The sequence below is a fragment of the Ochrobactrum teleogrylli genome (assembly GCF_037482325.1).
Classification (GTDB): Bacteria; Pseudomonadota; Alphaproteobacteria; order Rhizobiales; family Rhizobiaceae; genus Brucella; species Brucella teleogrylli.
Window position 1 is genome coordinate 1 of the sequence record NZ_JBBHKQ010000001.1, and the last position, 20,334, is coordinate 20,334.

The window sequence follows — 20,334 nt, forward strand, 5'->3', positions numbered from 1 at the left end:
ATGAGTGGTGGACACTCCACATATACGCCGAAGACCGGCATCGAAAAATGGGTCGACGAACGGCTTCCCTTGCCGCGTCTGGTCTATGATTCCTTCGTGGCCTATCCGACGCCGCGTAACCTGAACTACATGTACACCTTTGGTGGCATTTTGAGCTTCATGCTCATCTCGCAGATTCTGACCGGCATCGTTCTGGCGATGCACTATGCTGCGGATACGGGCATCGCGTTCAATTCCGTCGAAAAAATCATGCGCGACGTCAACTCCGGCTGGCTTCTGCGCTACATGCACTCCAACGGTGCATCCTTCTTCTTCATCGCCGTTTATCTGCACATTGCACGCGGTCTGTACTACGGCTCCTACAAGGCGCCGCGCGAGCTTCTGTGGATCCTCGGCGTGGTGATCTTCCTTCTCATGATGGCGACCGCCTTCATGGGTTATGTGCTGCCATGGGGCCAGATGTCCTTCTGGGGTGCAACGGTTATCACCGGCTTCTTCACGGCCTTTCCGGTCATAGGCGAGCCGATACAGCAGCTTCTCCTTGGCGGCTTTGCGGTCGACAATCCGACGCTGAACCGCTTCTTCTCGCTGCACTACCTGCTGCCGTTCATGATTGCCGGCGTTGTCGTCCTGCACGTCTGGGCGCTGCATGTCACCGGCCAGACCAACCCGACCGGCATTGAAGTGAAGTCGAAGACCGATACGGTTGCCTTCACGCCTTATGCGACCATCAAGGACGCTTTCGGCGCGCTCGTCTTCTTCGTGTTCTTCGCCTATTTCGTCTTCTACATGCCAAACTTCCTCGGCCACCCGGATAACTATATCCCGGCCGACTCGCTCAAGACGCCTGCTCACATCGTTCCTGAATGGTACTTCCTGCCGTTCTACGCGATGCTGCGCGCCATCACCTTCAATATCGGCCCGATCGATTCGAAGCTCGGCGGTGTTCTGACGATGTTCGGTTCGATCGCTATCCTCTTCGTGGTTCCCTGGCTCGATACGTCGAAGGTTCGTTCGGCTGTCTATCGCCCGTGGTTCAAGCTGTTCTTCTGGCTCTTCGTGATCAACGCCATCTTCCTTGGATGGCTGGGTTCGCGTCCTGCAGAAGGTTCCTATGTCTTCATGGCGCAGCTCGGTACGCTTTACTATTTCGCTTTCTTCATCGTCATCATGCCGGTTCTCGGCCTGATCGAGACGCCGAAGCGTCTGCCCAACTCGATTACCGAGGCGGTGCTGGCGAAGAGCGAAGGCAAGGCCGAGATTGCCCCCGTGGAAATCAAGGGCTGAACCAGCGAGAGATATGAAGGACGTAATGATGAAAAACATCCTCAAGAGCTTCGCTGCCTTTGGTATCGCTCCGCTGGTCGCACTTGGTCTTTCCATGAGCGGTGCCTTCGCTGAGGAGGGCGGCAATGCGGCGGAACCTACGCATTTCCCGATCCACCACCCGACGCAGGAAAAGTGGAGCTTTGCCGGTCCGTTCGGCACCTATGACAAGGGCCAGCTGCAGCGCGGTCTGAAAGTCTATAAGGAAGTATGCTCGGCCTGCCATTCCATGAACCTGGTGGCCTTCCGTACGCTGGAAGACCTCGGCTATACGCCGGAACAGGTCAAAGCCTTTGCAGCCGAGTATGAAGTGCAGGACGGTCCGAACGCCGAAGGTGAAATGTTCACCCGCAAGGCGCTGCCGACCGACCATTTCCCGTCGCCATTTCCAAATGCGGCCGCAGCTGCTGCCGCAAACAATGGTGCGGCTCCGCCTGACTTCTCGCTGATCGCCAAGGCGCGCGCCGTGGAACGCGGCTTCCCGACCTTCATCTTCGACATTTTCACGCAATATGCCGAAGGTGGGCCGGATTATATTCACGCGCTTCTGACCGGCTTCGATGAGCAGCCGCCAGCGGGGATGCAGATTGCCGAAGGTACGCATTACAATCCGTACTTCATTTCGGCAAAGGCGCTTGCCATGGCCAAGCCGCTGAACGATGGTCAAGTGACCTATGATGATGGCTCGCCGCAGACGGTGGACCAATATTCGCGCGACGTTTCGGCATTCCTGATGTGGGCCGCTGAGCCGCATCTGGAACAGCGCAAGCGCACCGGCTTCCGGGTGATTGTGTTCCTGATTCTCTTTGCGGGTCTGGCTTATATCGCCAAGCGGTCGATCTGGTCTGATGTGAAGCACTGAGCATTCAGCTGATCTTTGAAAAGAGGGCGCCAGAAATGGCGTCCTTTTTGTTTGTGCGGGGCTGAATTACAATCGGCATCAGCCAAACCTGGCGCCGGAGCTGCCGTTTTGGATAAGTCTGCCCGCTGATGCGCGAATAAGCTTGGCGTGGCTGCGATATCGTGGTTGAAAGAGCGTAATAGCAAGATGCGCGCTCAGAGATGTCCCAGTTGGGACATCTCGACCATGGGCCAGCGCTGGCAATGTTTCAACTGAAAGGACTGAACATGGAATCCGGGCTCAACGCCAGTTTGAAGGATGCCATCAGAACCATTCCGGATTATCCCAAACCCGGCGTGCAGTTCCGCGACGTGACGACCCTTATGGGCGATGCACAGGCGTTCCGCCGTGCGGTCGACGAACTGGTCTATCCCTATGCCGGTAACAAGGTAGATAAAGTCGCGGGCATCGAAGCGCGCGGCTTCATTCTGGGTGGCGCCATTGCTCACCAGATTTCCGCCGGTTTCGTGCCGATCCGCAAGAAGGGCAAGCTGCCGCGCGATACGGTGCGTATTGCTTACAGCCTTGAATATGGCATTGACGAAATGGAGATGCACCGCGACGCCATCGAGAAGGGCGAGCGCATCATTCTCGTGGACGATCTGATCGCCACCGGCGGCACGGCTGAAGCCGCTGCCAAGCTGTTGTTGCAGATGGGGGCGAATATCGTCGCCGCCTGCTTCATCATCGATCTGCCGGACCTCGGCGGACGCAAGAAGCTGGAAGCGCTCGGCGTACCCGTGCGCACGCTGGTTTCGTTCGAAGGCGATTGAGCACAAATATCTGCTTATGAAAAAGCCCGCTGCATGGCGGGCTTTTTCATGTCAGGCATCGAGCTTGGGCGGCAACTTGACCATGGCCGCATTGTCGAAGGACAGCACGTCTTCACCATTTTGATTATGCGCTCGCAAGGACATGGTCAGCATCGACCAGCCCGGACGCGACGCAAGCGCGCGCATCGCGTGAACGGTGCGCTTGAAGGTGATTGTGTCGCCCGCATAGACCGGCTTTGACCATTTCAGGTTTTCGAAGCCCGGCGAGGGGCCGAAAACCGGCGGGGTCTCGCCGCGCTTGAGGGCCTCGTTGGTCGCCTGCACGATGGAGGCGACATTCAGCTTCATGAATACAGCCGTCGTGTGCCAGCCAGAGGCGCACAGGCCGCCGAACAGACTGTTCTTTGCCGCTTCCGCATCGAGATGGAAAGGTTGCGGATCATATTTCGTGGCGAAGTCGATGATCTCTTCGGCGGTAAATGTATAGCTGCCGATATCCTGCTCGCGACCGAGATTGTCTTCAAGATAGCTCATCATGCCCCCGCCTTGGCTTCCTGTGCCGCAACGTAATCGCGGCGTCCCATCATACAGGGATGCTGCATTTCGCACACGGTTTCACCGCGCTGATTGACGAGCGCGTGGTGCAGCGTGACGAGACCGATTTCCGGGCGGCTCTTGGAAAGGCGACGGTCGATGACGGTGGTAACACCGCTCAGCGTATCGCCAGCCAGAACCGGGCGCTTCCAGCGGGTGAATTCGACGCCGGGGCCGCCTTGCGATGTGGAATTGGTGAGAAAGGCGTCGCAGACCAGACGCATGATCAGCGATACGGTCTGCCATCCCGAGGCGGCAAGACCGCCAAGTACGCTGGCTTTGCCCGCTTCTTCATCGAGGTGGAAGGGCTGCGGATCGAATGCGCTGGCGAATTCGATGATCTCTTCCTTGTTGATCGTGCGCGGACCGAAACGGATTTTCAGTCCCGGCACCATATCCTCATAGGCGTATTTCTGCTGGGGCTTGCTCACCCTCTATCTCCTCCAAATCGGTTTCAGGAAATGCTCTGAATATGCAAAGGCCGCCGGGAAACGGCGGCCTGATCGTATCAGGTGTTGAAGCGGAACAGCATCACATCGCCGTCATGGACGATGTATTCCTTGCCTTCGTCTCGGGCTTTGCCCGCTTCCTTGGCGCCGACTTCACCGTTGTATTTGACGTAGTCTTCATAGGCGATAGTCTGGGCGCGGATGAAGCCGCGCTCGAAATCGGTGTGGATCACACCGGCAGCGCCGGGAGCCTTGGTTCCGCGGCGGATGGTCCAGGCGCGGGTTTCCTTCGGTCCAGCGGTGAAATAGGTGATAAGGTCGAGAAGCTTGTAACCGGCGCGGATCAGGCGGTCGAGGCCCGGTTCCTCAAGGTCCATGCTTTCCAGATATTCCTTGGCTTCCTCATCGGGCAGCTGGGCAACTTCCGCCTCGATAGCCGCGGAGATGATGACCGTCTGCGCGCCCTGTTCCTCGGCCATCTTTTCGACGGCTGCACTATATGCGTTGCCCTTGGCGGCATCGCCTTCGGCGACGTTGCAGACATAGAGAACAGGCTTGGAGGTGAGAAGGTTCAGGCCCTTCAGCGTCAGCAGGTCTTCGGCTGCGATGTCTTTCAGCATCAGGCGCACCGGCTGGCCATTCTGAAGCAGTTCAAGCGCTGCTTCCATCACCGGCAGGATGGTCAGCGCTTCCTTGTCCTTGCCGGTGGCGCGCTTGCGGATCTGCACGATGCGGCGCTCGATGCTTTCGAGGTCCGAGAGCATCAGTTCGGTTTCAACGGTCTGCGCGTCCGATACCGGATCAATGCGGCCTTCGACATGGGTGATGTCGTCATCTTCGAAGCAGCGCAGCACATGCACGATGGCATCGACTTCGCGGATATTGGCGAGGAACTGGTTGCCGAGGCCTTCGCCCTTCGAAGCGCCGCGCACAAGGCCGGCGATATCAACGAAGTTGATGCGGGTCGGGATGATTTCCTTCGAACCGGCGATCTTGGCAATATCGTTCTGGCGCGGATCGGGAACGGCCACTTCGCCGGTGTTCGGCTCAATGGTGCAGAACGGATAGTTTGCGGCCTGTGCGGCGGCCGTTTTGGTCAGCGCGTTGAAAAGCGTCGACTTGCCAACATTTGGCAGACCGACGATGCCGCATTTGAAACCCATGATCGTACCTGTCAGACTAGAATAGAATTACCGTCGCTATGCGACATTGAGGTGTGAAGCGTCAAGAGGCGCAGCCGTCGCGAAGGATTAATCCTTCTTCCCCAGCAGCTTTTTCAGCATTTCAGCCATCGGGCCGCTTTCGGGAATGGCCGGCTTCTTCTGGTTCTGCCGCGCCTGACGGATATGGCTCTGCGCCTTGGGCGGGGCCTTTTCCAGTTGCGCGGGATCGGCCTTGAAACCGTTGGGCCGCTGATTGCCGTCGCCCATGGCGAGCGCAATGCGGTTCATGAAGCTGTTGTCATCGCCCGGCTTGGCGAGCAGGCCAATATTGTCGGCGACAGCGCCTAAGAGCGTGTCCAGCCATTCATTGTCGGCCTTGGCGAAATCGCCGAGAACATAATTATGCACCAGTTCCTTCGCGCCCGGATGGCCGATGCCAAGCCGCATGCGGCGATAATTCTGGCCGCCGGGGAAGGACTGTACATGCGCGTCGATGGATTTGATGCCGTTATGGCCGCCGGAGCCGCCGCCGGTCTTGATGCGCAGCTTGCCCGGAATGAGGTCGAGTTCGTCATAGATCACGACGAGATCGGCGGAGGTGAGCTTGTAGAAGCGCATGGCCTCGCCGATGGATTGGCCGGAAAGGTTCATGAAAGTCTGCGGCTTGATCAGCAGCACTTTCTCGCCGTCAATCACGCCATCGGCAATCTCGGCCTGAAATTTCTTCTGCCAGTTGGAGAAACGATGGCGGCGGAATATTTCATCCGCCGCCATGAAACCGATATTATGCCGGTTATGCGCATATTTGGGGCCTGGATTGCCAAGACCTGCGATGAGCAGCATGGTTCAGAGCCCCCAAAATACGGAAAGCGATTATTCGCCGTCCTTGGCTTCTTCTTCAGCGCCTTCAGCAGCAGCTTCGTCCGACTTCAGGCCGGCAGGAGCAGCAATGGTGGCGATGGTGAAGTCGCGGTCCTGAATGGCAGCCGACACGCCCTTTGGCAGCTTGATTGCCGAAATGTGGACGGAGTCACCGATTTCAAGGCCGGTCAGGTCGAATTCGAGCGCTTCCGGAATTGCATTGGCCGGAACGATCAGTTCAACGTCGTGGCGAACGATGTTGAGAACGCCGCCGCGCTTGATGCCCGGTGCAGCTTCTTCGTTCTTGAAGTGAACAGGAACGTTCACGTGAACGACCGACTTGGCGGATACGCGCAGGAAGTCGACATGCTGCGGGAAGTCGCGGACTGGGTCCAGCTGGTAGTCCTTCGGGAGGACCTGAATCTTCTTGCCGTCTACTTCGATCGTGGCAACCGTGGTCTTAAAACCACCGCCATGAATCTTGTAGAAGATCTCCTTATAGGAGACGGCGATTGCGAGGGGCTCCTGCTTGTCGCCATAGATGACTGCAGGAATCTGGCCGTTGCGACGCAGTTCGCGGGAGGACCCCTTACCAACCCGGGTACGCAGATCGGCCTTGAGCACGTAAGTCTCGCTCATGGCATTTCCTTTCAAAGTTACTGGAGTGTCGTTCGCTTTCTGCGCATGATCTTGTGCGAAAACCGGTTTCGACTTTTCGGGATCATGCTTCAACAAACGACATGAAACAGCCCGTATCGTCTGTCACAAGGTGAAAGACCGGACCGCTCCATTCCGCGTTGCCTCCAAGGGTGTCTACGCGGATGGCGGTGGCTATAGACCATAGCGTGCGGCAGCGCAAGTTTTTTGGGCTGCCAGCGGCTCCCGTGCCCGGCATCTGTGGGCATTTGTCTTAACGGGTGGCATTCGCCGCGCCAAAGATGTTAAGCGGATGCCTGATCGACTGCCGGTTTTACCGCGCGAGTCGTTTGTTCCTGCAATGTTGAATCAAGGAGGCGAGATGCAGGTCGGTATCGACATGGGTGCTGTTGCTGGAAGCGGTTCTGCCTCGGCAGCGGCGCTTGGCGGTGGCAAGCAGGCCATGCTTGATCTTGAGGAGCTTCTCGCCACGCGCCTGCTCGTGCAGGGCAATTCCGGCTCTGGCAAGTCGCATCTTCTGCGCCGCCTGCTGGAACAGAGCGCGCAATGGGTGCAGCAATGCATCGTCGACCCGGAAGGTGATTTCGTCACGCTGGCCGATCTTTACGGCCATGTCGTCGTTGACGCCGCCCGCACCGAAGCCGAATTGACCCGCATTGCCGGACGTATCCGCCAGCACCGTGTTTCGGTGGTGCTCAATCTCGAGGGCCTCGATGTCGAGCAGCAGATGCGCTCGGCGGCGGCGTTTCTCGGCGGTCTGTTCGATGCCGAACGAGACTACTGGTATCCGATGCTTGTGGTGGTGGATGAGGCGCAGCTTTTTGCGCCAGCCGCTGCTGGCGAAGTGTCTGACGAGGCGCGCAAGCTTTCGCTCGGCGCGATGACCAATCTCATGTGTCGCGGGCGCAAGCGTGGTCTCGCCGGTGTTATTGCAACGCAGCGTCTGGCCAAGCTTGCCAAGAACGTGGCTGCCGAAGCCTCCAACTTTCTGATGGGCCGCACCTTCCTCGATATCGATATGGCGCGCGCCGCGGATCTGCTGGGCATGGAGCGTAAGCAGGCGGAAATGTTCCGCGATCTGGAGCGCGGGCATTTCGTGGCGCTTGGACCGGCGCTGTCGCGGCGTCCGCTGCCGATCCGCATCGGCACGGTGGAAACTTCGGCCCGTTCGTCGTCGCCGAAGCTGATGCCGCTGCCCGATGCGCCGGAAGATGCGCTTGATTTGATCTTTACGCCCGCGCCACAGGAAATCCGCACCGTCGTGCGTCGGACGCCCCCACCTCCACCGCCGCCATCCACGGCGGAAATTCTGGCACAGGTGGCCAAGCCCAAGCCCGAGGCAGAGCCCGTGGAAGCGCCGCTTTTCCCCGGTATCGTGGAAGCGGAACGCGACGAGCTTCTCGATAAGGTCATGCGCGAGATCGTAGACGACCCGGAAGCCTCGTTCCGGTCTGTGGCGGTTCTCTATCAGGACTTTCTGGTGCGCTGTCGCATTCACCGCGTTCCGGGCGAACCGCTGGCACTGCCTGCCTTCCGCCGCAGGCTGGCGGTGGCGCAGGCCAGCATTGAAAGCGATGTGGCGAGCAGCGAAACATGGCAGCAGGCGCTGTCGCTGTCGGAAAGCCTCACCGACGATGTGCAGGGCGTGTTCCTGATCGTGGCGCAGGCGGCCGTCACCGGTGCGCCTTGCCCCTCCGATGCGGCGCTGGCGCGGGCCTATGGCACGCATTCGTTCAGCCGTGCCCGGCGTTTGCTGACTTATTTCGAGGAGCGTGGGCTGCTGGTGGTCCGCAATGATTTCAAGGGAATGCGCATCGTGAATTTCCCTGATCTTGGCTGCGAAACGGCACCGGGTGATCCCAATGCCCCGGACGATATGGTGGAAGAGGGTGCTGCCGCCGAGTAGACTGTGAAGACCGTCATGAACCTGTAATGTTTATCGCCGACAGCTTGCGGTGGAATCAATCAGGACGGTCACGTGACAGAGCCAGTAAAGCAGCCAGATTTCAGAGAGCTTTTCACGACTTTCGGCAAAGTGGGTCTGCTGTCTTTTGGCGGTCCGGCGGCTCAGATCGCCATGCTGCAACGTATCATCGTCGATGAGAAGAAATGGATGGATCAGGAAAGGCTGATCCATGCGCTGAACTTTTGCATGTTGTTGCCGGGGCCGGAAGCCATGCAGCTTGCGACCTATTCCGGCTGGGCGGTTAAAGGCTGGCGCGGCGGCCTGCTGGCGGGGCTGTTGTTCGTGCTGCCCGGCGCTGTCGTGATGCTTGGTCTCTCCGCGCTCTACATCGCCTTCGGGCATGTGGAGGTCGTGGCCGGCTTGCTGTTCGGGCTTAAGGCAGCGGTGCTGGCTGTGGTGTTCGAAGCGCTTTACCGCATGGCCAAGCGGACACTGGCTTCAGGCTTTTCCTACGCCGTGGCGATTGCGGCGTTTATTGCCATCGCGCTTTTGAAACTGCCGTTTCCGCTTGTTGTGCTGCTTGCAGCTTTGGCAGGCGGTCTGCGCCATATCGTGCAGGGCAGCGGGGCGGGAACTGGTCTGGGCGAGGCGAGACCCGGAGCATTGCGCGAATTCACGCAGCAAACGCTGGTCTGGGGCGGGCTCTGGCTCGTGCCGCTCATCCTTCTTTATCTGGCCTTCGGCGGCACGCATGTCTTCGTGCAGGAAGCCGCCTTTTTCTCAAAGCTTGCCGCTGTGACTTTCGGTGGCGCCTATGCGGCCCTTTCCTATACGGCGCAGCAGGCGGTCGAACATTTCGGCTGGATGAAGCCGGGCGAAATGCTGACCGGGCTGGGGCTGGCCGAAACCACCCCGGGACCACTGATCCTCGTGCTGGTTTTCGTGGGCTTTGTGGGGGCGGCCAACCTGTCCGGCCTGCCACCAATTCTGGGTGGCTTTGTCGGCGGCTTCATTGCGCTCTGGTTTACCTTCGTGCCGTGTTTTCTATGGATATTGGCGGGCGCGCCATTCGTGGAGCGGCTGCGTCAGGTGCGCTGGCTTTCGGCCATGCTGGGTGGCATCACGGCGGCGGTGGTGGGTGTGATCGCCAATCTGGCGCTGTGGTTCTCGCTGCATGTGCTGTTTGCACAGGTGCTGGATAAGACGGTGGGGCCGTTCAGCGTGCCCTTGCCGGTCTGGAGCACAATAGACAATGCCGCCGTCCTGATTGCAGGCGCGGCGGCATTGCTGCTTGTCGTCTTGAAACTCAACATGCCGCTCGTGCTGTTGCTGGCGGCATGCCTCGGAATTGCTATCCGACTGGTGTTTTAATCGAACAGGCTCGAAACGGACTCTTCCGCTGCGGTGCGCGCAATGGCTTCGCCGATCAGATCCGAGATCGAGAGAACGCGGATATTTGGTGCATCGTTGATCGCGGTGGTCGGCTGTATGGAATCGGTGATCACCAGTTCCTTCAGCTTCGACGCAGCGATACGAGCAACCGCGCCACCCGAGAGAACGCCATGCGTGATGTAAGCGGTGACGCTGTTCGCGCCCTTGGCCAGCAGGGCCTCGGCTGCGTTGCAGAGCGTGCCGCCGGAATCGACGATATCGTCGAACAGCAGGCAGTCCTTGCCAGCCACTTCACCGATGACGTTCATGACTTCCGATTCACCCGGACGTTCGCGACGCTTGTCCACGATGGCGAGCTGCGCGTCGATGCGCTTGGCCAATGAGCGGGCGCGAACCACACCGCCGACGTCCGGCGATACGACCATGCAGTTGCCTGTGGCGTAATTGGCCTTCACGTCGCGCGCGATAACCGGAACGGCATAGAGATTGTCGGTCGGGATATCGAAGAAGCCCTGAATCTGACCGGCATGAAGATCAAGGGTCAGAACGCGGTTTGCACCGGCTTCAGTGATGAGGTTGGAAACCAGCTTTGCCGAAATCGGCGTGCGCGGGCCGGGCTTGCGGTCCTGACGGGCATAGCCGAAATAGGGCAGGACAGCGGTGATGCGGCGCGCCGACGAACGGCGGAAGGCATCGATCATGATGAGCAGTTCCATCAGGTGATCATTTGCCGGATAGGACGTTGATTGCAGAACGAACACGTCTTCGCCGCGCACGTTTTCCTGAATCTCTACGAAAATCTCCTGATCGGCGAAGCGGCGAACGCTTGCCTTGCCGAGCGGGATGTTGAGATATTTAGCAACGGATTCGGCAAGTGCCCGGTTGGAGTTGCCTGCGAAAAGTTTCATTCTTTTTGCCTCTGAGCCGATGCGATAGGTTTGCGGTTTCGTTCTGTCGCAAAAAGTCCGTATAACGGACGTAATCTTGTTTCGCGCATGGACCGCAACGATGCGGGGCCCAGCAACGTCATCCTTTAAAAACTTTAAAGCCGCGTACTTTTGGCCGGTCAGGTTAAGTACAGCAGCTTACAAGGTTTTCTCGAATGTGGGGCCTATTGCAAAGAGTCACCGTCATTGCAAGGCCCGACTGTTCACAATTGTTGAAAAAGGCCGGAAATCCGGCCTTTCCGCGTGTCAAAAAGCGGGGATTCAGTAAGGGATTTCAGTTCCTTGCTGAAAATGCTCAAAGTTTATGCGCGATTTGCCGCAAGCCAGGTAGAATATTCCTGCATGGTGCGGTCGGCGATGGCCTGCATGGTGGCGGGCTGCACCACGCTCCATGAGTCTGCCGCTGCACCTTGCACTTTCTCCTGTCCCTGAATGCGGTGCAGCCGGTTGCCGGAAGCATCCAGTACATCCCAGACATAGAGAACGGTCGTCTGGTTGTCCTCGGAAAGAACCGAGAAGTACCCCTTCATGACATAGGCTGCGCTGGTGTCATTGGAGCCTGCCAGCTCGACGCCCTTGGCTTTGGCGTCGTCATTCATGCGGTGCGTCAGCGGCGTCACCACATTGACGGGCGCGCCGACAATGGGCGCGATGTGCAATTTGCCCGGCTTCAGTGTTGCCGTTCGCGCCGATGTCGTGGGCGGTGTTGTGGAAGGCGGTGTTGTCGTATTGGCAGTTGCGGGCGCAGTCGTGCCGGCGGGCGTGGTCGCCTGTCCGTTAGCTGGTTGCCCGGCAGTTTGGCCTGAGCCCTGCACGTTCAGCGCGGATTCGGTGCTGTTGCAGGCAGCGAGCGCTCCGGCAAGCAACAGCATCATCGAAATATGTGCCTTGTTCATGGTCGGCTTCATGCTCCTGAAAACACATGGTCCTGAAAATACAGGCGGTTCTCACGTCAGGCCGATTTATCGCCGATCGTGGGCCGTTTGACAATGATGTCAGGCGATAAGCATATCAAGAGAATGGCGGGATAATGGCTGAGCAGCACCATTTGTTGTGAGATATGTCTGTCCGAGCGTCATTGCAGCGCCGCTGTCGGAGTCCATGATGATCATGTGCGCAAAGAGCGTCATGTCCGGCTGGATGCTTTCCGGATTGCCCGCATAGAACATTTGCGGGTCCATCCAGGAGGGTGTGAAGCGTGCCCCGACCGAGTAGCCGCAGGCATTCAGGCGGTGGCGGGTCAGCCCGTGTGCTTCCATGGTGCGGGCATGGGCGTCGAACACATCACCGAATGTTGAAGCCGGTGTCATCGCCGCCTCGACGGCCTCCAGCGCCTCGCGGGCGGCATCGTAAAGCTTGACGTGGTGTTCTGTCGGCTGGCCAATCAGGATCGTGCGCATCATCGGCGCGTGATAATGGCGGAACACGCCCGACCATTCGAGCGTAAGCTGGTCCGTGGCAGCAAGCGTGCGGCGACCGGATTTATAGCGGCAGAGCAGGGCGTCTTCGCCGGAGCCGATGATATATTCATTGGCCGGATAGTCGCCGTCGCCGGAAAAATTGGCGCTCATCATGGCGGCCAGAATATCAGCTTCGCTTGCGCCCGCGCGGGTGGTTTTCAGCGCGGCGTCGAGCGCATCATCGCTCAGTTGCGCTGCGCGCTTGGCATAGGCGATTTCCGCCGGGCTTTTCAAAAGGCGTAGGCTGTCCACCATGCCGGATGCGTCGAACAATTTGGCAAAGCTCTGCAATTGCTCGTCGAGCCTGCGGGCATTCGCGCCGGTGAGGCCGTGGGTCTGGTATTCGATGCCGATGCGTGTGCCGAGCAGATCAAGCTCGGTCAGGATATTGCGCAAATCCGCTGCCGGATTGGCATTGTCGCGGTCGGTCCAGACAACGATGTTCTCGATATTGGATGTCTGGCGCGCCTGGCGCAGATCCGCCGAGCGCGTCATCAGCACCATCGAGCCGTCGGCCTTCACAACAAGGCACTGGAAGAAGCAGAAGCCGAACGTGTCATAGCCGGTCAGCCAATACATGCTTTCCTGTGCGAACAGCAGCAGGGCATCAAGCTTGTCCTCCTCCATCTTCAAGATCAGACGGTCGCGGCGTGCGGCGAATTCTTCCGGCTCGAAGTGAAGGGCCATGCGGTTCTCCTCAAATGGAATCTTTGGTGTCCAGAATAGCAATGGCTGCAATCTGGCGTCCATAATCCGGCTCTTTGCGGTGCGTCGTGCGCCGGTAGGAATAGAACTGGTCTTCGTCGGCATAGGTGCACTGGCGAAGGGATTCTGCCTGTACGCCCGCTTTGGTCAGACGGTCGGTGATGAAGGTCCACAGATCGAAAAGCTTGTGATCCGGCTTGTCCGAGGCGCGGAAATAGCGTGCATAGGCCGGGTCTTTGCTCAGAAACTCCGTATAGAATTCCGGTCCGACTTCATAATTGTCGGGGCCGATTGTCGGCCCAAGAACCGCGACGATGTTCTCGCGCTTAGCGCCAAGCCCGATCATCGCGTCAATGGTGTTTTCCAGCACGCCGCTGAATGCGCCCCGCCAGCCCGCATGGGCGGAACCGATGACACCGGCCTCGTGGTCTGCAAACAGGACGGGACCGCAATCGGCAGACAGCGCGCCGAGCGCAATGCCGGGAACATTGGTCACCATGGCATCGGCCTTGGGGCGTGGCGAATCAAAAGGCGCGGTCACATGCAGCACGTCGGGCGAATGAACCTGATGCACCGTCAGGAGATGATCCGGTGCGACGCCAAGCGATTCTGCCACACGGCGGCGGTTTTCCGCGACATGTTCGGCCACATCATCCGATCCGGCTCCGACATTCAGCCCGGCATAAATACCGTCCGAAACGCCGCCTTTTCGAGTGAAAAAGCCGTGCGCAATGCGCTTGCCGGCCTGACCGGCGGGCTTGTCGAGCAGAGGCGAGCGGAGCGGTTGCGGCATGTCGGTCATAGCATATTGGCCTTATTAAACGGCGGGATGGTGGGGGAGGCAGGGTGGCTTGTCAATTGCAGCTTTTTGAAGGGCAATTGGCGCTAGCTTTGTTCGAACGGTATGAGCCGGGTGTCGCGATCGCTGAACGCCAGCACCTTGAACAAGGTGCCCATCTGTTCAGGTGCTGCCAGGCGTTCCACATCCTGCCGGATCTTTTCCTGAAAAGCATTGTCGCGCCCGCTACCCAGACGACCTGCGCGGTCGAGCAGGCCCATGGCCAGCAGGAATTCGCCTTGGGTCATGGTGCCGGTCTTGCAACGCGAGGCGCGTGCTGTCTGCTCCAGAATATCGAAATCGACATGACTGGTCAGGTCGGCGTCCCCCGGGTGAGCAAAAACATCGTCATAGGCGTGTTTGAGCATGGCTTGCAGCGTGTCGCCAAAGCCGGATTGAAGATGGCCGTAATCGATGTTGAGCGCCGCGCCGCGCGTCTTAGCGATACGCTGCGCGATTTCCTGCAACAGAGCGGTTCGTGCGGGAGCGGCTTCGAAGATTGTGCCGTCAGGGGCCTGCGCATGGTCTTTTGGTAGAAGCGCCGGGTCGATCCCGCCCACGCCGCTGACAAAATGAAATTCATCATTTTCATCAAGCGAAATCAGCCGTTCCACAAAACGCCCGTTCGACTTGACGAATTGCCGGAACGGGATCGCGTCGAACAACTCGTTCGAAACGAGGACCAGTGGGCCGGTGGGGATGTCGGCAAAACGTTCGAACCAGGTGACGGAGACGCCCGTATCGGCGAGCTTCTGCTTCTGCTTTTCGACAAGGCGCGGACTGGTCTCGACCATCGCAACCTGCAGGCTCGCCAGCATTTGCGGGGCAAGCTTGCCAATGCTGCGTAACATGTCGCTCATCAGCGTCCCGCGTCCGGGTCCGATTTCGCACAGCACGGTGTTGGCAGGGCGGCCAAGCGCATCCCATTGCGCGACACACCAGATGCCGATCAACTCGCCGAACATCTGGCTCACTTCTGGCGCGGTGATGAAATCCCCCTCGCGACCGAACGGTTCGCGGGTCGTGTAATAGCCGGATTCCCGGTCACCGAGACATGCGGCCATATAGTCGGCAACGCTGATCGGTCCCGTCGTGGCGATCAGCCGTTTCAGCCGGTCTTTGAGCGAAGTTTCAGGCATCTTTGGCTGCTGCGCGGTTGGCGCGCCACATCGCCCACAGGCCGATCAGCACCATCGGCACCGAAAGCACCATACCCATGGTCAGCCAGCCGCCAACCAGATAGCCGAGCTGTGCATCCGGCTCGCGGAAGAACTCGACGGCAATGCGGCTGAGGCCATAGCCGGTCACGAAAGCGCCCGCGATGAAGCCCGGCTTCTTGAGCTTGCGACCGACCCAGACCAGCAGGAGCAGAACGAAAAACAGCACGAACCCTTCGAGGAACGCTTCATAAAGCTGGCTTGGATGGCGCGGCAGCGGTCCGCCATTCGGGAAATAGACAGCCCATGGCGCATCGCTGACGCGGCCCCAGAGTTCGGAATTGATGAAATTGGCGATACGCACCACGCCGAGGCCGACCGGCACACCGGCGGCGACTACATCGAACATGCTCCACACCTTGATGCCGCGTGAGCGGGCAAACAGGATCATGGCGATGGTGGTGCCGAGAATGCCGCCATGGAACGACATGCCGCCATCCCAGACAGCGGGAATGGCAAGCGGGTTGGAGAGATAATAGGAGAAATTATAGAACAGCACATAGCCGATGCGACCGCCCAGCACGACGCCGAGTGCTGCCCAGATGACGAAATCATCCAGCGCCTCTGGCGCCATGGGCGGCTGATTGTGCGCCCAGAGGCGATGGCTGCGCAGAAGCTTCTTGCCATACCACCACGCGAACATGATGCCGACGACATAGCCAAGCCCGTACCAGTGCACGGCCAGCGGTCCGATGGAAAAGATCACCGGGTCAATGTTCGGAAAGGCAAGGGCCGAAGCGGGCAGCAACGTCGCTAACATGAAATCACTCCATTTTGTGACGGAACATGCTGGACGAACCGGCAACGGTCAAGCTGTCCTGCAAACGCCTTACAACACGATCACTTTCTATAGCTGCGCTTGCATCGGAACTGAGACGGCCCTATTTCAATTTTATGTTTTCAACAGGTCTCTCCTGCAAATAAGGAACGATTGCCATGACCAGCGGACAGAACCGGGTTCTCGACGAACTCGCCAAGCTTGTGACGGATGCGGCAGGCGCTGCGCAAGGCGTGCGCCGTGAAGTGGAAACGGCCTTGCGCTCGCAAGGGGAACGTGTACTCAACACGCTCGACGTCGTGCAGCGCGAAGACTTCGAAGCCGTGCGCGAAATGGCCATCAAGGCACGTGCCGAAAACAGTGCATTGCTGGCAAGAATCGAAGCACTTGAAGCACGACTTGCCAAATTTGAAGTTGATTCTGATGCCAAATCGGCAAAATCGGCATCTTCGACGGCAAAATCCAAAAATAATTCCTGATTATTTATTAACAGGCCGCGGGCGGTAAAAACCCTTGTCTTAGAGTCGCTTAAGGCAATGCTCGCGGCCAGTCCCTTTCATGTTTCCACATGCTTTCATGTCTCTTTTCTGAAAAGGGACTGGCGTTCAGATTCAGCTTCAATAGACTGAAAACACTACATGATTCGAAGTGTGGTCATGTAGGCGGCGGCGAGGGGCTGTAGTTCTAGTTTTCGCGTCTTTCAGGCTGCTTTCCAGTATCAGTTGCGTATGTGCGTGTGCCATTGAGGCGCTTGCATGCTGTTTGGCATGCCGGTTCCTCGACCGATCAATTCGTGCCTGTTTTTCTGCGCTTGTTCTTGCGCGGCGGCGGGTGCGGGCGAGCAATTCTTGCACGCCGGGAATTTGAGATATCCAGCTTGAGGGTGTCTCACAGAACAGGAAACGGACATGAGCCTTCTTGAGCTTGAATTCGCACGCGAGGCGCATCCGGTGGATGTGATCGAGCAGGTTGCGCATTCAAACGACTGGACATTCGAGCGGACTGGCGACGATGAAATCGCAATTTCGGTTGCGGGCAACTGGACTGACTATCACATCTCATTTTCCTGGATGGAAGATTTCGAGGCGCTGCATCTGGCTTGCGCCTTCGACATCAAGGTGGCGGAACCGCGTGTGAACGAGGTGATGCGCTTGCTTTCGCTGATCAACGAAAAGCTTCTCATGGGGCATTTCGACCTTTGGCAACAGGAAGGCGCCATCATGTACCGCCAGTCGCTTCTGCTGGCGGGCGGTGCAGAACCGACCAGCCGTCAGGTGGAAGTGCTGCTGGCCGCAGCGCTTGAAGCTTGCGAGACCTATTTCCAGGCCTTCCAGTTCGTGGTCTGGTCGGGTGTCAGTGCGCGCGAGTCGCTGGAAAGCGTTGTGTTCGAAACAGTCGGACGCGCCTGATCAGAATCAAACAATAGCTCGGCGGGAAAAGCGCCGGGCTATGGACGTCAGACGAAAGCGGACGGATATGAGCGAAGACGCGACCATCACCTGGGCTGATTTCGAAAAGGTCGATATCCGGACGGGTACGATTGTGGAGGCGGTGCCCTTTCCGGAAGCGCGCAAGCCCGCCTATAAGCTGAAGATCGATTTCGGCGATAAGATCGGCGTGAAGAAGTCTTCCGCACAGATTACCAAACATTATCAGGCGGAAGAGCTGATCGGTCGTCAGGTGCTGGCCGTGGTGAATTTTCCACCGCGTCAGATCGGACCCTTCATGTCGGAAGTTTTGACGCTGGGACTGCCCGATGAAGCCGGTGAAGTCGTCCTCGCGGCCATCGACAAGAAAGTGCCGAACGGCGGCAAGCTTTACTGAAAAGACGCTTCTTCAGGCGTCGGTGCTTGATGAGATGCCTTGCAGGCGTTCAAAAACTTCAGAATATTCCTGAAGCGCGAGATCACGCAGACCTTTAGCGTCTTCGATGGATAGCCATGTGAGTTCGGTGTGCTCGTTATTGGCGATTTCCGGCTCGCTCTCCCAGCTGCTTACCACAAATATGTGAAAACTGACCGAACTCGTCGACGGATGGTCGATCTGCATCAAGAACTTGAAGCTCAGGGGCTTGGTGTTGAGTTCTTCTGCTATCTCGCGAATGAGGGCATCTTCCAGTGTCTCGCTGGCTTCGACATGGCCTCCCGGCAAACTCCATAAATCAGGGTAGGCCTTCTTATGCGGGCTCCTTCGGGCAAGAAGTATACCCTTCGGCCCGACGAAAACAGCATTCACGATGTCTACCATGGGGCGTTAGTCCCTTGTTACGCCGGAATGTGGATGATGGCGCGCAGGCCGCCGGTGGGGGCGTCGGCCAGCGTAATGTCGCCGCCATGGCTACGCGCAATGTCGAGCGCGATGGCAAGGCCAAGGCCGCCTGTGCCGCCCGAATCCTGCGTTCGCGCTTCATCAAGCCGCACGAAGGGCTTGAACACATCTTCGCGCCGGTCTTCCGGAATGCCCGGTCCGTCATCGTCCACCACGACCTTCAGCCAACCATCCTCATGCGAAATCGAAAGCTCGACATTTTGCGCATGGCGAAAGGCGTTGGACACCAGATTGCTGACGAGCCGTGAGAAAGCATTAGGGCGAACGTGGATTTCACTGTCGCCGTCGATGGAATATTTGAACCCGCGCTCACGCAGGCGCGCTTCGTTCTCCAGCTTCTCGCACAGGCGCTTCACATCGTAACTTGCGGTTTCTTCCGCGCCTTCGCCGCGCGCGAAGGCCAGATAGCCTTCCAGCATGGTCTGCATATCGGCGATATCCTGATTGAGCGGCTCGACGTCGATCGAGTGCCCCGTCAGCGCCAATTGCAGTTTGAAACGGGTGAGAATGGTGCGCAGATCGTGGCTGACGCCGGACAGCATCGCTGTGCGCTGTTCGATCTGGCGCTCGATGCGGGAACGCATCTGAATGAAGGCGATACCAGCCTTGCGCACTTCTTCCGCGCCGTGCGGCTTGAAACCTTCCGGCATGGAGCGGCCTTTGCCGAAACTTTCGGCAGCGTCTGCCAGTTGCTGGATCGGCTTGATCTGGTTGCGAAGGAAGGCAATGGCGATGATGAGAAGTACTAGCGCGGTGCCCACCATCCAGGTCAGGAAAATGCCGGTATTGGACGCATAAGCCTGACTGCGGCGGGCAAAAACGCGTAGCACCTTGTCATCGAGCTTGATGCGGATTTCGATCAGGTCGGAATCGCCCACCGTATCGACCCAGAAGGGCCTGTTGATCTGACGGGTGATCTCTTCACTGAGGAAGTAATCCAGAATGGCGAAGAACGGCTTCGGTCCTGGTGCGGGCAGGGGATCGGGCGGCAGGATCGAGATATTGAGCGCCAGACGCTGCTGCGCGAGGCGGATCAGATTCTCGTAGCCCGGTTCCTGCGGATAGGTTTCCAGAATGTCGATGATCGCCGAAATATCGCGCACGACAGCCGTGGAAAGCCGCTCGGTCACCATCTGCCAGTGGCGTTCCATGAACACATAGGCGATCACGGATTGCAGCAGAACCATCGGGGCGATGATGATGATGAGCGACCGCGCATAGAGACCTTTCGGCATCCGGCGCGCCAGCCAGCGCGAGAGGTTTTTCCAAAGCGTCATCGTCTCAGAACGTCCCAAACAGCGGCCGGTTGCGTCAAATCACAACTATTCGATGCTGAGCTTGTAGCCGATGCCACGCACAGTCTGGAGCCAGACCGGGTTAGCCGGGTCCTGCTCGATCTTGCGGCGCAGACGATTGATCTGAACATCGATTGTACGTTCGCCGACATCGCCGTCCTGTCCGGTCAGTTCATGACGTGGAATGGTTTCCCCCGCGCGTTCCGCGAAGATCGCCATGATGTCCTGCTCACGATCCGTGAGCTTGATGGTTTCGGTGCCCTTCTTCAATTCGCGGCGCGGAATGAAGAATGTGTAAGGCCCGAACACGATCTGTTCGATCTTGGGCTGGGCAGGCGGTGCGCCGCGGCGCAGAATATTGTTGATGCGCAGCGTCAGCTCGCGCGGATCGAACGGTTTTGGCAGATAATCGTCTGCGCCCGCGGAAAGGCCATCAATGCGGTTGTCGGTTTCCGACAGCGCAGTCAGCATCAGGATCGGCACGTTCTTTTGTTCGCGCAGCGAGCGGGTCAGAGAAACGCCGGTCTCGCCGGGCATCATCACGTCGAGAATCAGAAGGTCGAAATCGATACCTTCCAGCTTGCGGCGCGCTTCGGCAGCGCTTGCGGCAATGGTGACGCGGAAGCCGCTATTGGTCAGATACTGCGAAAGCAGGCTGCGAATTCGCGTGTCGTCATCGACAACGAGCAGATGCGGGGCGTCATCCGAGAGTGTTTTTTGTTCTTCTACGGTCATGGCGTCTTT

The 20,334-nt window shown here is 58.4% G+C and carries 22 protein-coding genes; 8 read left to right on the forward strand and 14 right to left on the reverse strand.

Features of this window, described 5'->3' with window-relative positions:
- From WIX40_RS00005 to WIX40_RS00015, 3 genes are all read left to right on the forward strand, one after another.
- Nucleotides 1-1,287, forward strand: a 1,287-nt coding sequence (locus tag WIX40_RS00005) for a cytochrome b (RefSeq protein WP_109369504.1), incomplete at its 5' end; no start/stop codon positions are given.
- 28 nt (nt 1,288-1,315) lie between these two features.
- The gene (locus WIX40_RS00010; RefSeq protein ID WP_171318556.1) at nt 1,316-2,188 is read left to right on the forward strand and encodes a cytochrome c1; all 873 of its coding nucleotides are present in this window, start codon (nt 1,316-1,318) and stop codon (nt 2,186-2,188) included.
- A 266-nt stretch (nt 2,189-2,454) separates the two neighbouring features.
- A complete protein-coding gene (locus tag WIX40_RS00015; RefSeq protein WP_109369502.1) occupies nt 2,455-3,000 on the forward strand; it encodes an adenine phosphoribosyltransferase in 546 nt (181 codons plus the stop codon).
- Between the two features lie 51 nt (nt 3,001-3,051).
- Here the strand turns inward: WIX40_RS00015 and WIX40_RS00020 are convergent, their stop codons facing one another.
- From WIX40_RS00020 to WIX40_RS00040, 5 genes are all read right to left on the reverse strand, one after another.
- Nucleotides 3,052-3,534: a MaoC family dehydratase gene (locus WIX40_RS00020; protein ID WP_109370275.1), complete on the reverse strand. Its 483-nt coding sequence runs from the start codon at nt 3,532-3,534 to the stop codon at nt 3,052-3,054.
- Complete coding sequence (locus WIX40_RS00025; protein ID WP_339437843.1) at nt 3,534-4,025, reverse strand: MaoC family dehydratase; 492 nt, start codon at nt 4,023-4,025, stop codon at nt 3,534-3,536. Before WIX40_RS00025 ends, WIX40_RS00020 begins: the two co-directional genes overlap by 1 nt.
- Nucleotides 4,026-4,102: 77 nt before the next feature.
- Entirely contained in the window at nt 4,103-5,206 is a 1,104-nt protein-coding gene (gene ychF, locus WIX40_RS00030; RefSeq protein WP_339437844.1) for a redox-regulated ATPase YchF, read from the reverse strand.
- Nucleotides 5,207-5,293: 87 nt separating this feature from the next.
- Complete coding sequence (gene pth, locus WIX40_RS00035; protein ID WP_171318524.1) at nt 5,294-6,049, reverse strand: aminoacyl-tRNA hydrolase; 756 nt, start codon at nt 6,047-6,049, stop codon at nt 5,294-5,296.
- 30 nt (nt 6,050-6,079) lie between these two features.
- Nucleotides 6,080-6,706 carry a 50S ribosomal protein L25/general stress protein Ctc gene (locus WIX40_RS00040; RefSeq protein WP_109369498.1) on the reverse strand — a complete coding sequence of 209 codons (627 nt, stop codon included), beginning with the start codon at nt 6,704-6,706 and terminating at the stop codon, nt 6,080-6,082.
- A gap of 379 nt (nt 6,707-7,085) precedes the next feature.
- Between WIX40_RS00040 and WIX40_RS00045 the strand changes: the two genes are divergently transcribed.
- Nucleotides 7,086-8,630, forward strand: coding sequence for an ATP-binding protein (locus WIX40_RS00045; RefSeq protein WP_109369497.1), 1,545 nt, complete (start codon nt 7,086-7,088; stop codon nt 8,628-8,630).
- Nucleotides 8,631-8,702: 72 nt separating this feature from the next.
- Nucleotides 8,703-10,001 carry a chromate efflux transporter gene (chrA, locus tag WIX40_RS00050; protein ID WP_339437845.1) on the forward strand — a complete coding sequence of 433 codons (1,299 nt, stop codon included), beginning with the start codon at nt 8,703-8,705 and terminating at the stop codon, nt 9,999-10,001.
- Here chrA and WIX40_RS00055 read toward each other — a convergent pair.
- The 6 genes from WIX40_RS00055 to lgt all read right to left on the reverse strand — a co-directional run bounded on the left by WIX40_RS00055 (nt 9,998) and on the right by lgt (nt 15,949).
- Nucleotides 9,998-10,930, reverse strand: a complete 933-nt coding sequence (locus WIX40_RS00055) for a ribose-phosphate pyrophosphokinase (RefSeq protein WP_109369495.1) — start codon at nt 10,928-10,930, stop codon at nt 9,998-10,000. The two genes, chrA and WIX40_RS00055, sit on opposite strands and share 4 nt — an antisense overlap.
- A gap of 341 nt (nt 10,931-11,271) precedes the next feature.
- Nucleotides 11,272-11,877, reverse strand: a complete 606-nt coding sequence (locus tag WIX40_RS00060; protein ID WP_140024222.1) for a hypothetical protein — start codon at nt 11,875-11,877, stop codon at nt 11,272-11,274.
- An 87-nt stretch (nt 11,878-11,964) separates the two neighbouring features.
- Nucleotides 11,965-13,116, reverse strand: a complete 1,152-nt coding sequence (locus WIX40_RS00065) for a M24 family metallopeptidase (RefSeq protein WP_339437846.1) — start codon at nt 13,114-13,116, stop codon at nt 11,965-11,967.
- A gap of 10 nt (nt 13,117-13,126) precedes the next feature.
- Nucleotides 13,127-13,936 (reverse strand): peptidoglycan editing factor PgeF, encoded by an 810-nt coding sequence (gene pgeF / locus WIX40_RS00070; RefSeq protein WP_109369492.1) that lies wholly within the window; start codon nt 13,934-13,936, stop codon nt 13,127-13,129.
- 83 nt (nt 13,937-14,019) lie between these two features.
- The gene (locus tag WIX40_RS00075; protein WP_339437847.1) at nt 14,020-15,111 is read right to left on the reverse strand and encodes a class I SAM-dependent methyltransferase; all 1,092 of its coding nucleotides are present in this window, start codon (nt 15,109-15,111) and stop codon (nt 14,020-14,022) included.
- The gene (lgt, locus tag WIX40_RS00080) at nt 15,104-15,949 is read right to left on the reverse strand and encodes a prolipoprotein diacylglyceryl transferase (RefSeq protein WP_171318530.1); all 846 of its coding nucleotides are present in this window, start codon (nt 15,947-15,949) and stop codon (nt 15,104-15,106) included. Before lgt ends, WIX40_RS00075 begins: the two co-directional genes overlap by 8 nt.
- 176 nt (nt 15,950-16,125) lie before the next feature.
- On the opposite strand from lgt, the gene WIX40_RS00085 reads away from it, so the two are divergent.
- From WIX40_RS00085 to WIX40_RS00095, 3 genes are all read left to right on the forward strand, one after another.
- Nucleotides 16,126-16,446, forward strand: coding sequence for an accessory factor UbiK family protein (locus WIX40_RS00085; protein ID WP_109369489.1), 321 nt, complete (start codon nt 16,126-16,128; stop codon nt 16,444-16,446).
- Between the two features lie 429 nt (nt 16,447-16,875).
- Nucleotides 16,876-17,376 carry a type III secretion system chaperone family protein gene (locus tag WIX40_RS00090; RefSeq protein WP_078338736.1) on the forward strand — a complete coding sequence of 167 codons (501 nt, stop codon included), beginning with the start codon at nt 16,876-16,878 and terminating at the stop codon, nt 17,374-17,376.
- A 67-nt stretch (nt 17,377-17,443) separates the two neighbouring features.
- Nucleotides 17,444-17,791, forward strand: a complete 348-nt coding sequence (locus WIX40_RS00095) for a tRNA-binding protein (RefSeq protein ID WP_339440894.1) — start codon at nt 17,444-17,446, stop codon at nt 17,789-17,791.
- Between the two features lie 12 nt (nt 17,792-17,803).
- Here the strand turns inward: WIX40_RS00095 and WIX40_RS00100 are convergent, their stop codons facing one another.
- From WIX40_RS00100 to WIX40_RS00110, 3 genes are read right to left on the reverse strand one after another with little or no spacing between them, the layout of a single operon-like run.
- Entirely contained in the window at nt 17,804-18,214 is a 411-nt protein-coding gene (locus tag WIX40_RS00100; protein ID WP_339437848.1) for an NUDIX domain-containing protein, read from the reverse strand.
- Nucleotides 18,215-18,231: 17 nt separating this feature from the next.
- A complete protein-coding gene (locus WIX40_RS00105; protein WP_339437849.1) occupies nt 18,232-19,572 on the reverse strand; it encodes an ATP-binding protein in 1,341 nt (446 codons plus the stop codon).
- A 45-nt stretch (nt 19,573-19,617) separates the two neighbouring features.
- Nucleotides 19,618-20,325: a response regulator gene (locus WIX40_RS00110; RefSeq protein WP_339437850.1), complete on the reverse strand. Its 708-nt coding sequence runs from the start codon at nt 20,323-20,325 to the stop codon at nt 19,618-19,620.
- Nucleotides 20,326-20,334: the final 9 nt, after the last annotated feature.